Source organism: Paenibacillus sp. MMO-177, from assembly GCF_037147795.1.
Lineage (GTDB): Bacteria > Bacillota > Bacilli > Paenibacillales > Paenibacillaceae > Pristimantibacillus.
Genome location: NZ_JBBCUR010000013.1, coordinates 83,644 through 101,841 on the forward strand (window position 1 = coordinate 83,644; position 18,198 = coordinate 101,841).

General features: G+C 51.2%; 16 protein-coding genes and 1 riboswitch. Of the genes, 5 read left to right on the plus strand and 11 right to left on the minus strand.

Annotated elements, in window-relative coordinates; genetic code table 11:
- Positions 1–308 precede the first annotated feature (308 nt).
- The 3 genes from WFK81_RS27300 to WFK81_RS27310 all read left to right on the plus strand — a co-directional run bounded on the left by WFK81_RS27300 (position 309) and on the right by WFK81_RS27310 (position 5,139).
- Positions 309–1,163 (plus strand): YwqG family protein, encoded by an 855-nt coding sequence (locus WFK81_RS27300; protein ID WP_336790173.1) that lies wholly within the window; start codon positions 309–311, stop codon positions 1,161–1,163.
- A gap of 30 nt (positions 1,164–1,193) precedes the next feature.
- Entirely contained in the window at positions 1,194–1,703 is a 510-nt protein-coding gene (locus tag WFK81_RS27305) for a tetratricopeptide repeat protein (protein WP_336790175.1), read from the plus strand.
- A gap of 181 nt (positions 1,704–1,884) precedes the next feature.
- Complete coding sequence (locus tag WFK81_RS27310; RefSeq protein ID WP_336790177.1) at positions 1,885–5,139, plus strand: OmpL47-type beta-barrel domain-containing protein; 3,255 nt, start codon at positions 1,885–1,887, stop codon at positions 5,137–5,139.
- Positions 5,140–5,166: 27 nt separating this feature from the next.
- On the opposite strand, the gene WFK81_RS27315 is transcribed toward WFK81_RS27310, so the two are convergent.
- Together WFK81_RS27315 and WFK81_RS27320 are read right to left on the minus strand one after the other, a co-directional pair.
- Entirely contained in the window at positions 5,167–6,168 is a 1,002-nt protein-coding gene (locus tag WFK81_RS27315) for an NAD(P)-dependent alcohol dehydrogenase (RefSeq protein WP_336790179.1), read from the minus strand.
- A gap of 33 nt (positions 6,169–6,201) precedes the next feature.
- Complete coding sequence (locus tag WFK81_RS27320; protein WP_336790181.1) at positions 6,202–6,666, minus strand: hypothetical protein; 465 nt, start codon at positions 6,664–6,666, stop codon at positions 6,202–6,204.
- A gap of 145 nt (positions 6,667–6,811) precedes the next feature.
- Positions 6,812–6,915: riboswitch (TPP riboswitch) on the plus strand.
- A gap of 305 nt (positions 6,916–7,220) precedes the next feature.
- Between WFK81_RS27320 and thiC the strand changes: the two genes are divergently transcribed.
- Complete coding sequence (thiC, locus tag WFK81_RS27325; protein ID WP_336790183.1) at positions 7,221–8,984, plus strand: phosphomethylpyrimidine synthase ThiC; 1,764 nt, start codon at positions 7,221–7,223, stop codon at positions 8,982–8,984.
- Positions 8,985–9,301: 317 nt separating this feature from the next.
- Here thiC and WFK81_RS27330 read toward each other — a convergent pair whose 3' ends face one another.
- The 9 genes from WFK81_RS27330 to WFK81_RS27370 all read right to left on the minus strand — a co-directional run bounded on the left by WFK81_RS27330 (position 9,302) and on the right by WFK81_RS27370 (position 17,161).
- Positions 9,302–10,180 carry a carbohydrate ABC transporter permease gene (locus tag WFK81_RS27330; RefSeq protein WP_336790185.1) on the minus strand — a complete coding sequence of 293 codons (879 nt, stop codon included), beginning with the start codon at positions 10,178–10,180 and terminating at the stop codon, positions 9,302–9,304.
- A 69-nt stretch (positions 10,181–10,249) separates the two neighbouring features.
- Positions 10,250–11,131 carry a carbohydrate ABC transporter permease gene (locus WFK81_RS27335; protein WP_336790186.1) on the minus strand — a complete coding sequence of 294 codons (882 nt, stop codon included), beginning with the start codon at positions 11,129–11,131 and terminating at the stop codon, positions 10,250–10,252.
- A 101-nt stretch (positions 11,132–11,232) separates the two neighbouring features.
- Positions 11,233–12,579: an extracellular solute-binding protein gene (locus WFK81_RS27340; RefSeq protein WP_336790187.1), complete on the minus strand. Its 1,347-nt coding sequence runs from the start codon at positions 12,577–12,579 to the stop codon at positions 11,233–11,235.
- A gap of 102 nt (positions 12,580–12,681) precedes the next feature.
- A complete protein-coding gene (locus tag WFK81_RS27345; protein WP_336790189.1) occupies positions 12,682–13,470 on the minus strand; it encodes a response regulator transcription factor in 789 nt (262 codons plus the stop codon).
- Positions 13,467–15,221, minus strand: coding sequence for a sensor histidine kinase (locus WFK81_RS27350; RefSeq protein WP_336790190.1), 1,755 nt, complete (start codon positions 15,219–15,221; stop codon positions 13,467–13,469). The genes WFK81_RS27345 and WFK81_RS27350 overlap by 4 nt, the downstream gene beginning before the upstream one ends.
- A 100-nt stretch (positions 15,222–15,321) precedes the next feature.
- Positions 15,322–15,744 (minus strand): PH domain-containing protein, encoded by a 423-nt coding sequence (locus WFK81_RS27355; RefSeq protein ID WP_336790191.1) that lies wholly within the window; start codon positions 15,742–15,744, stop codon positions 15,322–15,324.
- Positions 15,741–16,316 (minus strand): GNAT family N-acetyltransferase, encoded by a 576-nt coding sequence (locus WFK81_RS27360; protein WP_336790192.1) that lies wholly within the window; start codon positions 16,314–16,316, stop codon positions 15,741–15,743. The genes WFK81_RS27355 and WFK81_RS27360 overlap by 4 nt, the downstream gene beginning before the upstream one ends.
- 130 nt (positions 16,317–16,446) lie before the next feature.
- Positions 16,447–16,758: a carboxymuconolactone decarboxylase family protein gene (locus WFK81_RS27365; RefSeq protein WP_336790193.1), complete on the minus strand. Its 312-nt coding sequence runs from the start codon at positions 16,756–16,758 to the stop codon at positions 16,447–16,449.
- A gap of 4 nt (positions 16,759–16,762) precedes the next feature.
- Positions 16,763–17,161 (minus strand): tautomerase family protein, encoded by a 399-nt coding sequence (locus WFK81_RS27370; protein WP_336790194.1) that lies wholly within the window; start codon positions 17,159–17,161, stop codon positions 16,763–16,765.
- Between the two features lie 111 nt (positions 17,162–17,272).
- On the opposite strand from WFK81_RS27370, the gene WFK81_RS27375 reads away from it, so the two are divergent.
- On the plus strand, positions 17,273–18,157 hold the full coding sequence (locus tag WFK81_RS27375; RefSeq protein WP_336790196.1) for a LysR family transcriptional regulator: 885 nt from the start codon (positions 17,273–17,275) through the stop codon (positions 18,155–18,157).
- The last annotated feature ends 41 nt before the right edge of the window (positions 18,158–18,198 follow it).

The following is an 18,198-nucleotide window of genomic DNA, read 5'->3' on the forward strand; positions in this document are numbered from 1 at the left end:
GACAAGGACAGCTGAGCTCGTCATGGCGGGAATTGTTCTCCTTCCGGTTCACCGAAATTTCGTCAACATCTAGCTAGTTGCCGAAATTCGGTGTAGCTGTTGCCCTTCGGGCAAAGGCAAGCGCTCCGCTCCTCCAGGAGAACAATTCCCTCTATTCCTCGCCGTTGTCTTATTTTTTGGGGACCGAAAGAAAAGGAAGGCCGCTTTATTGGGCCTTCCTTTTTTTATATTGAGACAGGTCTTTTTTTCCAGTAAATGATAGAATGAGAGTTACTGATTCTAACCTAACCGTGGATTGGAGGAACTGCATGATTGACAGCAAGATAGAACAACTTATTCGTTCCAGTAATCTCGAGAAATATGAAGATGCCATTATCTCTAATTGTTTATTATCACTTAGAATGACCACGGAAAACCGGGATGATGGTAACATTCCCGTTGCACATTCTAAGCTGGGAGGTAAACCGGATCTGCCCATCGGATTTTCTTGGCCGAAGTATCAGGATCGTTCTCTCCATTTTATTGCGCAAGTTAATCTTGCAGAGCCGGACAATAAACTTTCTCTGTTGCCTGATAAAGGCCTGCTCAGTTTCTTTTATGAGCTTGAGCAGCCATGGGGATATGATCCCAATGACCGCGGAAGATGGAAGGTTCTCTATTTTGATCGTATTGAAGATCTAGAAAGAAGAGAAGAACCCGAAGATATCATCGAACAAGGCAGTTACTCGTCATGTATGACCGTCTTCAACCTACAGACAACATTGCCTCCTGCCGAATCCTTGTTTATTGAGAAACTTCGATTGACAAATGAGGAAACAGATAACTACTATGCGTTACTCGAAAAAATTGAGGATCATTATAATTTTGGCGATATGAGTCATCGATTATTGGGGCATCCGAATCCCATTCAGAATGAGATGCAATTAAAATGCCAGCTAGTCACTCATGGCTTATACTGCGGAGACGGTACAGCCTATAGGGATCCAAGGAGAGAACTGCTCGAACAGACGGCAGACCGCTGGAAGCTTCTGCTCCAAATCGACTCGGAAGAAGACATTGGAATGATGTGGGGAATGACGGGCAGGTTGTATTTCTGGATACGCGAAGAAGATCTGAGACAACTGAATTTTGATAACGTGTGGGTCGTTTTACAATGCAGCTAGCAACTACTACATCTATGGGAGTCGTGAAATATGACAAGAGACATTTTAAGTAAATTAATTGAACGCAGAGAAGAAGGACGAGCGAAGCAGGATCAAAGTATTTTAAGGGAGGTACGAGAGCAATTATTAGAACTGCTTGCCAATTATCCCGATGATGCGGAGATCCATTACCAAATGGGGATTGCCTGCGATAATTCCGGTCTTGGAGATAAGGCAATCCCCTATTACGAGCGGGCCATTGACCTGGGGTTATCCGGGGCAGACCTGGAAAGATGCTTGATGGGGCTCGGGAGTACATACCGCTATTGGGGACAATACGACAAAGCCGTCGAGACTCTGCGCAGAGGGATGAAAGAATTCCCGGAGAACCGCGCCATTCAGGTATTTCTCGCCATGGCTCTGTATAACAGCCAAAACTATAAGGAAAGCGTGGGACTTCTGATCACGAACCTGATGGAAAGCACCACAGACGAAAAGCTTCATTATTTCAAACGCGGAATATTGGCTTACAATGAAGATCTTGACGAGACAGCTGAATAAACAAAACGGCTCGGATCCCTACTTTTGAACTAGTCCGTGCGGTCCCTCTTTTACAATACCCTATCACAAAAATCCGGAAGGCCGTGATAAAATAACGCCGGGAAGAAACAAATAGCTATTGGGAGGAATGGTTGTGGAGAGAATACTTCAAGTGAGACACAAATGGCTGAAGTTGTTGCTAATGTTACTGCTGGTTGTACCGGTTCAGTATCAATGGACAAGCAGCAGCGCTCATGCGGAGGGACCAACGGATCCTGCTCCATACATCAACGCGAAGGTTGTCAACGAGAATGCGGGCAAAAAGGTGTTGTTCGACAATACGCACGCGCAAACGGCGGGTGCCGCTGACTGGGTAATCGATGGCGGATTCTCGGACTTCGCCAACGCGCTTGCAAGCAATGGCTACTATGTCCAAGAGCTTCGCAAGTCTACCGCTTTTACTTATGACGATTTAAAAAGCTATGACGTATTTGTTATTGCTGAACCCAACATTCCGTTCAAAACCTCGGAGCAAGCTGCCATGGAGCAATATGTCGAAGGCGGCGGCAGCATTTTTTTCATCGGCGACCATTACAACGCGGACCGGAATAAAAACCGCTGGGACGGCTCGGAGTCCATTAACGGTTACCGCCGCGGCGCATGGGCGAATCCGGCTCAAGGCATGAGCACGGAAGAGGCCAATTCCTATGCGATGCAAAATGTCGCAAGCTCCGACTGGCTGGCCGACAACTTCGGCATCCGCTTCCGTTACAACGCGCTTGGCGACATTAACGCAACCAACATTGTCGCTCCAAGCCAGGCGTTTGGCATTACGGAAGGCGTATCGGCCGTAGCCATGCATGCCGGCTCGACGCTTGCCATTATTGATCCAACAAAAGCAAAAGGCATTGTGTATCTGCCGCAAACAAACGAGGCTTGGGCAAACGCGGTTGACCAAGGGGTATACAACGGCGGCGGCGTAGCGGAAGGTCCTTATGTAGCCGTATCCAAGCTTGGCGGCGGTAAAGCGGCTTTTATCGGCGACTCCTCCCCGGTTGAGGATGTAACGCCTAAATATTTGCGCGAAGATACGGGCGCGAAGAAAACAACTTACGACGGCTTCAAAGAAGCGAATGACGGCGTATTGCTTGTTAACATTATCGACTGGCTGTCGAAAAAAGAAAGCTATGCCAGCCTGAGCCAGGTTAGCGGCCTGCAGCTGGATAAGCCTACTGCTCTTCTTCCTTTCGAGACTCCATCTTTGTCCACGGAGCCGCAGCCTGAACCATGGGCAGCTCCAAATGCAGGCTACAAATGGTATGACCGCTCGACATACAAGGCCGGTTCTTTCGGCGGGGGAGCGGCTGTCTCCAATCCGGCATACAGCTTTGTGCATCAGGCAACGCTGCCTAACAGCGGATCGTCATTCCCCGTTCGGGTCGTATTCAACAACCTGGCTCCTAATTCGACCGTCAGCAACTATCAGGTTGGCGTTTATTTAACAAGCAGCGGCGCCCAAATCGCCCAGGTGCAAAATGCAGACGGAACATGGCCTACCGCTTACGGCTACAGCGCGAGCTTCAACGTTACGGCCGATGCCGCGGGACATGCGTATAAGGATTTAACCATCCGTTTAAAAGCCGGTTCTACCGGCGCGGCTAATCTTCGCCTAAGACAAAACAGCACAAACCTGCTGACCGAAGCCGTTACGCTCGGCAACGTATCGGCTGAGCCGCTTCCGGGCGATGAAGGCGGAATCCCCGCCAAAATCACCATTGCGGAATCCCGTGCCAAAACCGTTGGCTCAACCGTTACGGTTGAAGGCGTGGTGACGACGGAGCCCGGCATTTTTGGCGGACAAACCTTCTACCTGCAAGATCAGACAGGCGGTATTTACGTGTACCAGAACGCCGCCGGTTATCATCAGGGCGACGTTGTCAAAGTAACCGCGACTACGTCGCTCTACAATACCGAGCTAGAGCTTGGAGATATTGTTGCCATTGAAAAAACGGGGACGGCCGATGTGCCGGCTCCAAGCCCGGCAGCCGCAGTGGACAGCTCCAATCAAGGCCAGCTGTTGCAGCTGAATGACGTGACGATTGCCAACATCATCTCCGCCACGCCATCCGGCTCCTTCGAGTTTGACGCTGTCAGCGATAACGGAACGGTTAATCATATCCGTGTTGACGGACGTACCGGCCTAACGCAAAGCAGCTTCCCTTATACTGTCGGCCAAAAGGTAACAATCACCGGCGTGGCCGCTATTTTTAAAGACTTGTACCAGCTCAAACCTCGCAGCCTCGCGGATTTCACGGTTGTGCAGCCGGCGGATAACGTACCGCCAACCGCTGAAGCTTCGCTGTCCGCTTCCCCTAATGCGGAAGGCTGGTTTAATCAGGACGTTCAAGTAAGCGTAACCGCTAAAGACAATTCGGAAGGTAAAGTAGATACGTTTTACGCGTTAAACAACGACAGCTTTTCCGATTACGCAACGCCGGTTACCGTAACCGCAGAAGGCAATCATACATTCTCTTATTACGCGGTTGATGCGGCAGGAAACAAAAGCGGCGTGGCATCGGTTAATGTTCCATTGGACAAGACAGCTCCGACGGCGGAGTTAACGCAATCCGGCGGACAAGTGGCCGACGTTGTTGAGACGGAGACTCTTGTCTATAACCTTGCAAGCAGCGACTCGCTTTCCGGTGTTGCTTCGGAGCAATTGCTCTTGGACAATAGCGTAATTGCAAATGGATATTCTATAGCAGCCTCCAAGCTTGGCATCGGAAGCCACACGGTCAACTATACGGTAACCGACAAAGCAGGCAATACGTCCACAGCAAGCTACACGTTCAAAGTGACAAGCAAACCGCTTGCCACCGGCGCTCCGGGAACGCCGGTCTTATCCCATAACAACGGTTGGGATAACGGTCTTCAGGACGGAAGCTACACGGTAACGATGAACCTGTGGTCGGGCAATAACGGTACCGAGTACCGGTTGTATGAGAATGGCGTACTGATTGATACGGTTGAATTGAAAGACGCTTCCCCTTCGGCCCAATCCGTTCAGACCAAAATTACGGGCAAAGCTAACGGGACCTATACGTATACAGCGGAATTGATTAATGCCTACGGTAAAACAGCCAGCAGCAAGCTGGTCGTTAAAGTAACCGACGCTTCTCCGGGCAAAGCCGTCCTGTCCCATGACAATTGGGATCAAGACGGAAATTACAAAGTAACGATGAACCTGTGGTGGGGCACTAATGCCACGGAATACCGCTTATACGAGAATGGCGTGCTTATCGATACGCAATCGCTGAAGGACGCAACTCCTGCGGCGCAAAATGCAGTAACCGCCATTTCGGCAAGAACGCCCGGCACCTACGTGTACCGCTGCGAGCTTGTGAATGCGGCAGGCGTTACATCCAGCGACACGATAACCGTGACCGTCAAGAAATAATAAAATAAAAAGCGAAACCCCCATGCCTTATGGCGTGGGGGTTTCGCTTTTTATGCGAACAACGATTTTGCCTTTGAACTCCCCTTCCCCGAAATACCGGAAAGCTTCGGCAGCATCCTGCAATCCATACAGCCGGTCAATGACGGGAGTAACCTGGCCCGCTTCTGCAAGCAACTTCCATACCTGCTGATCAGCATCATTGGGCTTATGGATCAGAATGGTCACGTTCTTCTTCTCAAACCTGCGGATCAGCGGTGCGGCGAGCAAGGTTTGGAGAAGACGAGGCATTAAGCCGCCAATCATAACGTATGTTCCGCCTTTTTTAAGCGCCCGCTTCACTTTGAAGACGGAACGGGTCCCCACTACATCCAGGATAAGATCGTATTGCCGCCTATTAGCGGTAAAGTCCTCATTCCTGTAATCCTGCACATGATCCGCTCCGAGGGACAGAAGCATATCCCGCTTGCATGCCCGGTCAACAGCGGTGACTTCCGCCTCGTGCAGCTTGGCATATTGGATGGCAAACGTCCCCACGCCGCCTCCTGCCCCATTGATGAGCACTTGCTGGCCCTTCCGCAAATTCCCTTTATCTCGCATTCCTTGCAAGGCAAGCACGGCTGCTTGCGGAATCGCTGCCGCTTGCTCGAAGCTAAGCCGCTTCGGCATTGGCGTCAAAGCATCCTCACCCGCGCATACGTATTCGGCGAATCCGCCCCAGCTGCAGCCGGAAAGATCGCCGAACACCTCATCGCCGGGTCGGAACCGCGTGACGGAGGCGCCAACGGCGATGATTTTCCCGGCAATATCCGCCCCAAGAATAGGGAACCGCGGCTTGCGGAGTCCGCCAATGCGGTTTATGTACGGTTTGCCGCGAAGCAGATCCCAATCCCATGAATTGACCGAAGCGGCATAAACCTCGATCAGCACTTCATGCTCCTTAGGCGCAGGGACATCCACTTCTTTGATTTGGAGAACCTCCGGCGAACCGTAAGCTTCATAGACCAGCGCTTTCATCGTGCGAGCCTTCATGGCCGCCCTCCTTGTTTCATCTCATTTGCCTCTCTATATCCATCTAAAAAAGAAACCATAATCGACTTTTACGTTATTCCTCTTCGCCCAGTCGGCGATATCCGCGAAGCCTTTATCCTCTTCGTCCACATACCTGAAGCACAAACGGACAGGAACAATTTTCGCGCCATAAGGCTTAATCCCGATAATCGGGTGAACCGAGTCCCGTCTGATCATGATGACCTTAATCTGATCGGCGGAGATTGTATTTCCGTTAAGCAAAAGCGTATCCTCCTGCAAGCAGAGATCAATCGGCTTCTGTACCGCCCGGTACACGGACCAGATCAAGACGGCAGCGCAGAAGCAGAATATCGCGATGCCCAGAACGTATAGAATCGTATCGTCTTCTTTTCCACGCAGCGTACTAACAAGAAAGAGTGAACACAGCACCGTCATCGCAAAAATGTTCTTTATGCCCGAAGGATTTCTGACCGCATGCTTGAATGGCTGATTGTCCAATTCATCCAACCTCCCTGATCAAGTACGAGATTGTATATTACTATTCCATAAACGACCAATTCATCCTGCCTACGAGCATAAAATGAAAGATTCGCTTGAAAGCTTGCTTGACAGAAGCTGGATACGAGTGTAGTCTTTGGACTAGGAATTCCACTAGGGGCGCCCGCAAGGGCTGAGATAAGGCTTAGCCTTGGTCCCTTTGAACCTGATCTGGGTTATGCCAGCGTAGGAAAGTGGTCTTGTGCGCGTCAGCCATATGCGATAGAAACGGGGTGCTATTGTCATTCGTCCGTTTCGATTTGCACGGATTTCGACACCTCAAGCCGCTCCCGACGGGGCGGCTTTTCTTGTTGCCGGCGATCGTCCGGCCGCATCAAATGCCGCCTTTGGGGGAGCGGCCGGGGGTTGCGAGCTTTGCCCTGCCTGGGCGAGCTCTGCCTATTCGCCGTGTCTAACTGCAGAAGCTATGCCGCGTACATTTCCATTCCCCCTAAACAACGGCCTCCTAGCGGACATTCCTGAACCTATCGAATGTTCTTAAGGAGGTTTTTTTGATGCCGATTTTATCGACGCCGCTGCCGGGCAGCCGCAAAACGTATGTGAGAGGATCGAGGGAAGATATTCGGGTTCCCATGCGCGAAATCGTATTATCCGACAGCCGGGGAAAAGACGGACAGCCGCAGCCGAACGAACCGGTGCGGGTGTATGACTCAAGCGGACCGTACACCGACGAGTCCTATGAGGCGGATGTACGAAAAGGACTTCCTATTGTGCGGGGCGGGTGGATTAACGAACGTGGCGACACGGAAACATACGAAGGCCGCATCGTTAGGCCGGAAGACAACGGATTCGCAAACGAGGAACGTGCGAAGGAGAAAGGCGCGGAAATTTTCCCTTGCCTGAATCACCGGCCTCTTCAGGCAAAGCCAGGGCAAAACGTGACACAGCTTCACTACGCCCGCAAAGGCATCGTTACTCCGGAAATGGAGTTTATCGCGATTCGCGAAGGGGTTGATCCGGAACTGGTCCGTTCGGAAGTGGCCCGCGGGCGCGCGGTAATACCGGCCAATATCAACCATCCCGAACTCGAGCCGATGATTATCGGGAGCCGTTTTCATGTGAAGATTAACGCCAACATCGGCAATTCAGCCGTTGCGTCCTCCATCGAAGAGGAAGTCGAGAAAATGACGTGGGCGACCCGTTGGGGAGCGGATACGATTATGGACTTGTCCACGGGAAAAAACATCCATACGACCCGCGAATGGATTATCCGCAACTCCCCCGTTCCGGTCGGTACCGTGCCGATCTACCAGGCGCTTGAAAAAGTGAACGGAAAAGCGGAAGACCTGAACTGGGAAGTATTCCGCGATACGTTGATTGAACAGGCGGAACAAGGCGTCGATTATTTCACTATTCACGCAGGCGTGCTGCTGCGTTACATTCCGCTTACGGCCAAACGCGTTACCGGAATCGTTTCCCGGGGCGGCTCCATCATGGCTGCCTGGTGTCTTGCCCACCACAAGGAAAACTTTCTCTACACCCACTTTGAAGAAATATGCGAGATTATGAAAGCTTACGATGTAGCATTTTCGCTCGGGGACGGCCTTCGTCCCGGCTCCATTGCGGACGCTAACGACGAAGCTCAATTCGCGGAACTGAGAACTCTTGGTGAGCTGACGGATATCGCTTGGAAGCATGATGTTCAGGTCATGATCGAAGGGCCGGGCCACGTCCCCATGCATCTCATCAAAGAAAACGTCGACCTACAAATGGAGATCTGCAAGGAAGCGCCGTTTTATACCCTGGGGCCGCTCACGACGGACATCGCACCGGGCTACGACCATATTACGTCGGCGATAGGAGCAGCAATGATCGGTTGGTTCGGAACGGCAATGTTATGCTATGTAACGCCTAAAGAGCATCTGGGTCTCCCCAATAAGGAAGACGTTAAAGACGGTGTTATTGCCTACAAAATAGCAGCGCACGCCGCCGATCTTGCCAAAGGACATCCCATGGCGAAACTCCGGGACGACGCATTGTCGAAGGCAAGGTTCGAGTTCCGCTGGCGCGACCAGTTCCATTTGTCGCTTGATCCTGAACGGGCGATCGCTTACCATGACGAGACGCTGCCCGCAGAGGCTGCGAAAACGGCTCACTTCTGCTCCATGTGCGGTCCGAAGTTCTGCAGCATGCGAATTACTCAAGACATCCGGGAATACGCGGAAGAGCACGGGCTTGATACCGAAGAAGCCATCGAAGCCGGAATGAAAGAACAGGCGGATTCGTTCAAAATGTCCGGAAGCAAGCTGTATAGCTAAAACAAAACGGGGCTGTCCCCTACGCCGTTAATGAAGGTGGGCTAGCAGTAGAGCTACATTGGATTTCGTACAGCATAATTGGGCGTTTTTGACCGTTTACTCGATCTACATTGGATTAGCTACAGTGAAATCAGCTCATTTGGACGATACTTGCTCATTCCGGCTCTGTAGACTGGAGCGAATCCAACGTAGCCTCCGGGATCTTCCTTTCCCCCTCATTTCACTGGAATAAATCCAACGTATGAGGAGGAACAAAGGCTGAGGCTGTACCAAAGTCATTAAAAATGACGATGGCACAGCCTCGTTTGAATGTTTATTTAACCTTTTACCGAACCGGCCGCGATACCTTCTACGATCCGGTCGCTGAGGAACAGGAACGTGATAAGGATAGGCAGGATGCTGATCATCAGCGTGGCGCCGATTGCGCCCCAGTCGGTGGTGTATTGGCCGATAAAGTTCTGCACGCCAACGGTGAGCGTTTTGAATTTATCCGAGCTGATAAACGTGTTGACGAAAATAAATTCGTTCCAGTTGTAGATCATGTTGATGATGCCCGTTGTCGCCAGCACGGAGCTGGTCATCGGGAAGACGATGCTAAAGAACACCTTATGAATGCTGGCTCCGTCAATGATGGCCGCCTCCTCGACTTCCTTCGGCAGAGCGACATAGAAGCCAAGCAGGATCATAATCGTGATCGGCATGTTAAATGCCACATAAGACAGAATGAGAGACAATGGATTGTCGATCAGATGAACCTTGTTGAACATGCTGAACAGCGGAATCAGCGTCGAGTGAACCGGAATCATCATCGCGACCATAAACAGGCCAAGGACAAGCGAGCTGAGCTTCCATTTCATGCGGGTAATCGCGAACGTCACGAGGCTGCCAAGCACGATCGTTGCAGCCGTTGCGGCTACCGTAATCCATACGCTGTTCAGGAAATACGTATCGATATTTCCCGCATTCCACACTTTGCTGTAATTGTTCCAGTGCGGAGGAGATGGCAAAGCAAATGGCGATAGATTAAAAACTTCCTGGTTGTTTTTCAAAGAGAAGAACAAAAGCCAGATGAGCGGGTAAACCTGGAACACCGCAACGGCGATGAGAACGATGTACAGTACAGCGTAGCCGACCTTCATTCCTATTCTCGATCCGGATTTCGCTTCTCCGCCCAGTTTCATAGTTGTCGATGACATGAAGCGTACCTCCTGAAAAGAATCTGTTGTGATGATTCTTGCATCGTAAGCATTAGAAAGAATTTTAACTTAGGAATACTGAATCGTGTCTTTGCTGGCAGTTGCCTTGCGGATAGCCCAGGTTGCCACTAGACAGATAATGAGCAGGAAGAAGCCAACCGCGCTGCCGTAACCGAAGTCATAAGCTTTAAAGGCTTTATGGTACATGTACGACGCCATTACTTCACTGGAGCCGTTCGGCCCGCCGTCTGTCATGACATAAATCAGGTCGAAGTATTTCAGGGAACCTACAACCGCCAGGACAATCGTTACTTTTACAACTTCCATCACAAGCGGGAATTTGATTCTCCAAGCGATCTGGAACGAGTTCGCTCCGTCAATCTTCGCTGCTTCTTCAAGGGAAGAAGGGATGTTCTTCAGTGCCGCATAGTAGATCAGAATATAGAAGCCCGCGTACTGCCACAGAATCGGAATAAACAAAGCGAACAAAACAAGATCCGTCTCTGCAAGCCAAGCGGGAGGATTTGCAACGCCAAGGGATTCCAGCAAGCTATTCATAATGCCGTTAGTAGGATGATAGATTTTGAGCCACAGCTGAGCGATTGCTACCGAAGACAGCAGCATCGGGATTAAGTAAATTTTGCGGAACAGGTTTGCTCCTTTGAGTTTGGCCGCGAGCACCATTGCCACGACGAGATAGATAATAAGGCTGACCATGGAAAATACCGCTAGCAGCAGCGAATGTCCGGCACTGCTCCAGAAATCTTGATCCTTAACGAGTGTGGCATAGTTATCGAGGCCCACCCACTTCATTGCGCCAATGCCGTTCCATTCATTCAGCCCGTAATAACCCGTAAGAACGATTGGGATATAAACAACGGCCAGAATGAGCAGAAGGGACGGAAGAACATATAAAGCGATGACTTTCTTATTAGATAGCACCTTATCCAATTTGGCCGACTCCTTTCTCTGTCAAAAATAAGGGAGTCGCCTATCCGGTATTTCGAACCCGTCCGTCCGGATAGGCCTCCCTTTATTTTTGGATGTCTGAACTAGTTGCCTTTCGCGATGGCCGCGTCTTGCTCGGATGCGAATTTCTCTGGGTTAACCGCTTTGCCGAACAGCGATTGGATCATGTTCAGATGAGTCTCTGCCGCGTTAGCCGGCAATTGAACGTCCGCGAACAAGGTGATGCTGCTTGCTTTGTTCAGCTCGTTGAACAGGTCGATGTACAGCTGCGGCAGCTGGATCGACGAAGTATCGATCTTCGTAGCCGGAATCACGCCCGCTCCGGTTACCGATTGCTCGCCCCACTTCGTCACGAAGTATTGAACGAATGCTTTCGCTTCTTCTTTCACTTTCGAGTTCTCCCCTACGAACAAGCCTACGCCAGGACCGCCTACCCAGCTGTCCGCGTTGCCTTTGCCGCCTTCAACCGTCGGGAACTTGAAGAATCCAACGCTGTCGCGGAACGATTGCGGAATGTCTTCGTTGGTTGTGAAGTTCGGCAGCTCCCAAGTACCCATCAGGTACATCGCGGCATTGCCGTTCAGGAATTCGGATTTCGCTTCTTCGTTCGACAGACCGTTAAAGCCTTTGACGAATGCGTTTGCGTCAACCAGGGATTGGACTTCGGAAGCGGCCTGCTGCAGACCCGGATCCGTAAATTTCGCTGTGCCTTTAATCGCGTTAGCTACGGTCTCTTGACCTGCAATGCGGTCAGCCAGATACATGTACCACAGGGAACCTGTCCAACGATCCTTGTTGCCAAGCGCGATTGGTGCTACGCCGTTGTCGGACAACGTTTTCACGACTTGCTTGAATTGCTCGTACGTGGTTGGAACTTCAAGATTGTATTTCTTGAAAATTTCTTTGTTGTAGTAGATCGGAGCGATGTTGAACTCCAGCGGAAGCGCATACGTTTTACCGTCGATCGCGTAAGCTTCCGTTGTGCCCGCTACGAATTTGCCGTTCAGCTCACCGCTGAGCAGATCGTCAACCGGCGTGAACAGCTTGCCGTCTACGTACGGCTTCAAGAAGCCGGCCGCCCAAGTTACGCCCACATCAGGGAGCTGATTCGATGCGGAGAGGACTTTTAATTTGTTTTTGTATTGCTCGTTATCGAGAACCTCTTGCTTGATCGTTACGTTAGGATGTTCTTTTTGGTAATCGTTGATGATTTGGTTAACGATTTTGTTCTGGCCCGCGGATACGCCTTCCGGCCACAGATGCATGAAATTGATCGTTACCTTCTTGCCGGAACCGCTTTCAGAGGAGCCCCCGCTAGAAGCGGTGTTGCCGCTATTTGAGCTGCTGCCGCTGTTGTTGCCGCATGCTGCCGTTACGATGGCGAGACAGAGAATTAGTCCGAGTGTCATCCACTTCGATTTTTTGAACACGTTTACAACCCCTTTTTGACTGATGTGTTTGTGTTGCTAAACAAATTGTAACAGCGCTTTCACAGCAGCATAAGGTATTGAGAGTTGGGAAAAATACTACTTTTATTGGATCGTCTCCTCCGCGTGAGAGACGTTTTTTCGATATTGTCCAGGACTTACTCCCTCATGCGACCGGAACACTTTGACGAAGTATTTGGCGGTCTGATACCCTGCTTTTTCGGCAATCTCATTGATCGACAGGCGCGTGTTGGTCAGCAGCTCCTTAGCTCTTTGCACCCGTCGTCTTGTCAAATAATCGCTGAAGGTCAGCCCGATCTGCTCCTTGAACAGCACGCTGAAATAGCTCGCGTTCATATGCAGATGATCGGCAATATCCCGCATCGTAACCGGCTCATGCAGATGCTCATCCAAATACTGAATCGCTTCCTTCACCGGCGCGCTGTATTGCGTCTCCTGCTCGGTAGTCTCCAGCAGCTTCGTATCGACTAAACGCTCCATGCGTTCAATCCGGTTCAGCTCTTCCTCCTTGCGGAACGCAAGCTCCACGGCTTCCACCAGCTTCTTCTTGTCCAGCGGCTTGAGCAAATATTCGATAACGCCAAATTGCAGGGCCTTATGGGCATAGTCGAATTGGGGATGGCCGGAGATAACGATAACAACCGGCGGATGCTGTCTTGCCCTCAGCCTCTCCACCAGCTCCAGCCCGTTAATTTCCGGCATCCGGATATCGGTAACAACCAGATTGGCTTCATTCTCGTTCAGCCATTCCAAAGCTTCCACGGCGCTTGAAGACGTTGTGATCTGGTATCGGCCTGCCGACCACGACTCCAGCACTTTCCGCACGCCTTCCCTTGTTCTTGGCTCATCATCCACGATCAGAATGGTCTTCATCTTGCCTCGCCCCCATGTTCAATCGGTATTTCAAAAGACATCCTAGTGCCCACTCCCTGCTCGCTCTGAATTTGCAAGCCTTCCGTTTCTCCCCCGTAATAGAGCCTTAGCCTGCGGTCTACGTTGGAGATGCCAACCCCGGTGCCTTTCGCATCATGGACATGTCCCAGCTTCATTGCCGCATACAGCGACTGCACCTTGTCAAAGCTCATGCCCGGACCGTTATCCGTGACGGAAATCCGGATATGGCCCGGCTGTCCGGTTTTCTCTATGCCGATTACAACCGAGCCTTGTCCGATCCGCTGTTCTACGCCATGCGAGATCGCATTCTCTACAAGCGGCTGGATCAACAGCTTCGGAATGGGAACGCCCCGGAGGCTCTCATCGCCTTCAATCCGCCACTTCAGCCGGTCGATCAAGCGCATCTCCATGATTTTCAGATAACGCTCCGCATGCTCCAGTTCATCGGCTACCGTTACCCATTCATCATCGTCCGCCCGGTTAATTACATACCGGAACAGGCCGGACATCGCGACGACAACCTGGGACAGCTCTTCTTCATCCTTGTCCTCAAGCGCCCAATATAAAGCCTCCAGCGTGTTGAACAGGAAATGCGGATTGATCTGCGCCTGCAGCGCCTTCAGCTCCGTTCGGCTCTGAATGATTTCCTTCTCGTACACCACTTCGATCAGCTCGTTCAAATAGGCGACCATCTGGTTGTAAGTATTGTTCAGCTCGTTAATCTCCAGCGTGGAGGATGTTACCGGTATAGGCTTCAGCGAGCCGTATTTTGCGCCCCTCATCGCCTTGATAAGATTAAGAATCGGGCTCGTAATCATGGTCGACAGGATAAAAGTCAGAACCAAGAACAGCAGTAACCCCACCATAACCGATACGATTATGGCCGTGCGCAGCACCGTGACTCCTTCAGCCGCATACTCGGCCGGCGTCAGGATTAACACCTTCCAGCCCGCTGCCGCCTCAAGCTGCTTTTGAATGGGAATATACAATCGGCCATGCATGCTGATGGTTTTACCGTCCGTCTTCTGCAGCACGTCCTGCGGAATGTCCGCCGAGAAGTTCGCCGCGATAATCTGGCCGGAGCCGTCGATTAGCCCCATTTCTTCCTTGCCTTCAGCGGCTGTATTGGTATCAATAAGCTCAAAATATTTTTTGTCGATTCGGACCAATAAATACCCGGCATTGGAAAAGGACTGGTCAATCAGGCGTACGCGGCGGATCGCCGTAATCTGATTCGGATTGTTCGGATCAATGCCGAACCATACCAGCTGACCCGCGGCTTGATCCGCCTCCCGGATCCATTCATTGGGAACCCGGTTGAACAGGCTGATATCCGTCAGCGGGAACAATACCCGGAAGCCGTTCGAATATAATTCGATCGACTGTACGCCGCTCACGTATGCCTGCTGCTTCCGGATTTCGTGCTGCAGCACCTGCCGCTCCTCGAAGGTTAGCTTTGTGCCGCCGGCCTCTTTGGCCATCAGGTTTTGAATCGAAGCGTTGGTGGCTACCTGCATCGTAAACGTCTCCATTTGATGGAGCAAAACATCCATCTTGCCGGTCGCCTGTACCGCTGTCTGTTGAATATGCTTTTCGGCATTATTGCGCAGCAGCTCCGATACTTGTCCGTAAGTAAAAAAGCCTACCGAAGCAAGCACCAGCAGCATAACGAGCACGAATCCGAGAAAAATCTGATTCCGCAATGTGTTTATGCGATTAAACTGGAACAACCCGGACACCCCCGCCTAAATATCTGTCGCCATTACTATACACAATATAAATAAAAAAAAGAAAGCCCCTTCATTGGGGCTTGGCTATTCGGCGTTCAGGTTATTCCAAGTCCAGCTGCGGACATCTTCGCTTCAATTCGGCAAGAAAGGCCTCCCGGTCAAGCGGGGAAATATAAATCATATCATAAGCTTTATAATGGATTTCCAGTCTGTCCACCGAAGTAGCCGTACTGGCAATAATCGAGCGGACCTGCTTGATTTTGCGGATGCTGGCAAGAGGGATAACGGTTCGGATGGGCCCCATCCTGACAAGCAGGTCGGAGCCTGTCAGCTCATAGGATACGCCAAGCCATATCCATAGCATAAATACGGCGGCAGGAAGACATAAGGCAAGAACAAGGATAGTCTCAAAGACGCCGGCTCCGCCAATGACAAACGGAGAGATTGCCGAGAAAGCAAGAATGCCGATCGTAACCCAGATCGTAACCGACAGCCATAAGTCCCTTTTTGGAGCAAAAATCATGGCTTTACCTCCCTCCTCAAAAGTTTCTCCAAACGCTCTTTCACCGGAAGCCATTCTTCCGAAATAATGCTAAATATAACATAATCCATGCCATTGTATTTCTTGCGGAGCACGCCTTCGCGTGTTGCTCCAAGCCGTTCTATCGCCCGCTGGGAGCGATGATGCGAGGTTGTTGTGATAAGCTCAACCCGGACGGCCTCCCACTGCTCGAAAGCGTGCTTAAGGAGCAGATATTTGCTTTCGGTATTAACGGCTGTCCGCCAGACTTCAGGCGAATACCAGGACCAGCCGATATTCAGGTTGCGGTGGGACGGGGCGATGCGGAGGTATCTCGTTGTACCGACAATTCGGTTCAGTTGCTTATCAAAGACCGCGAACGGATACTCTTCATTACGTTCTTTTCCTTGTATCGCCGTATGGACAAAACGCTCCATCTCCTGCAAGGTATGGACTTTGACAGGAAGCTGCTCCCATAATTCATCCGATCGCGAGCAGGCGAATAACGGCTCGGCATGCTCCTCCGATAAAGGGATCAGCTTAATCCGTTTGCCATCCAGCGCTGTAATATTCATCGCAGCAGCTCCTTTCCACAAACAATGAGCATTATCCATATTTTACTAATATTTTCATGAACATCCTTGCTTGTCAAGACAAGAAAAATCGCAGGATAGGCATCTCGCGATGCCATTACCTGCGGTTATTTTATTGTTGGGACCGGATACGGTCCATTGCGGAAGCGGCTCTAGGCCATCCCGCATAAAAGGCCAAGTGCGTCACCGCTTCGATCAGCTCCTCTTGGGTGAGACCATTCTCCCTGGCAAGCTGCAGATGATAAGGAAGCTGCTCCATATGCCCGCCGGCTACTAGAGCCGCTACGGTAATCAAGCTTCGCTCGCGCAGCGAAAGCTCCTCCCTCCGCCACAAGTCTCCGAACAGAATATCCTTGGTATAACGAGCAAAAGCGGCATCTCCATAGGCAGGCCCGATATGAGACGTATCGATTTTTCTATGCATCGGGTTATACCTCCCTCTTCCGTTCAAGCATCTGGGCAATTCCGCCTCCAAACGTCCAGTCCTCGAACTCCGTGCCCACAAGCACCACAAAGATGTCCTCCGATCTCACTCCGCACGCGGGCAAGAGCTCTGCCAATCGGGCATAAAAGCCCCTTTTCTGCTCCTCCGTCCGTCCGGACTTTAGGGTAATCTGGATATAGAGCAGTCGGTCCGAACGCGGGACATTCAGATAGGCCGGATCGTAATAGAACTCCCCTGGCTTATGACCATGAAACACTTGAAAATAATCATCCGCCGGCACGCGGAAATACTCGGTTAACGCCTGATGAATCGCTTGGCTGATCGCCGAAAGCTCCTCCTGCTTATATTGATCTTCCCTATAGCTGACCCGGATAAAAGGCATCTGTCATCACTCCCTGGATTAGATGACATCATTGTATATCCTCTTGCTTCATCTATATAATTGAATTAATTAAACAACTAATTCAAATTTAATGATGGAGATGTTTCATAAATGGATTTGAAGGAGCTAACCGCTTTTCAGACGATATTGCAGGAGGGCAGCTTTGCGAAGGCGGCAGCCAAGCTGAATTACGCCCAGTCCACCATTACCAACCAGATTCAGCGATTGGAAAAAGAGCTGGGCTTCCAGCTGTTTGACCGGGGCTGGGAAGCCGAACTGACCCCCGCCGGGCAGATCTACGCCTCCGAAGTAGAACGGCTTATTCAGCATTGGCATTATGTATCCGATCAGGCAAAAGCGATTCTGCGGGAGGAGACCGGCAGCCTTAGAATTGGCATGCTGGAGATGCTTGCCCGGCAGGTCATGCCGGAAGCGTTATGGCGGTTCCGGGAAGAAAAGCCGCAAATCGCCTGCCAATTCGTGATTGGCAACACCGATCTGGTGGCCAGCGAGCTTCGCCACAAACAGCTGGACTTTGCGATATGCGGCGAGCCCCCCGACCTGTCGGGTCTGCGCTTCGAACCTTTGTATGAGGAGAGGATTGTATTTGCGGCGGCCAAAGACCATCCTCTTCACCAACGTGACGGAGGCAGTCTTCCCTTTCAGGAGCTGCTGCCCTATCCGATGGTGGTTGGCGGGCCAACCTGCCTGTACTATCTGCACTTATCGAGGCAGCTTGCCAGATTCGACAGCATGCCGATGCTTCACTCGGTCAGCCAAATCTCTGCTATTCCGGGTTTTGCGGCGCGTCCGCCGTTTATCGGCGTGGTCCTTGCTTCAACCCCTCTGCCAGATTGGGTATTGCCGCTTGCGGTTGACTGGGAGGAGCATACGATCCCCGTTGGCCTGCTTGAACGGCGGGATACGGTATATCCGTCGGCTGCACGCGAGCGGCTTATCGACATAATCAAGGAGGTCTGGTTCATGGAGGCTTGACGAAAAAGACCGTTGACAGAAGGAGCAATCCCCTATATTTT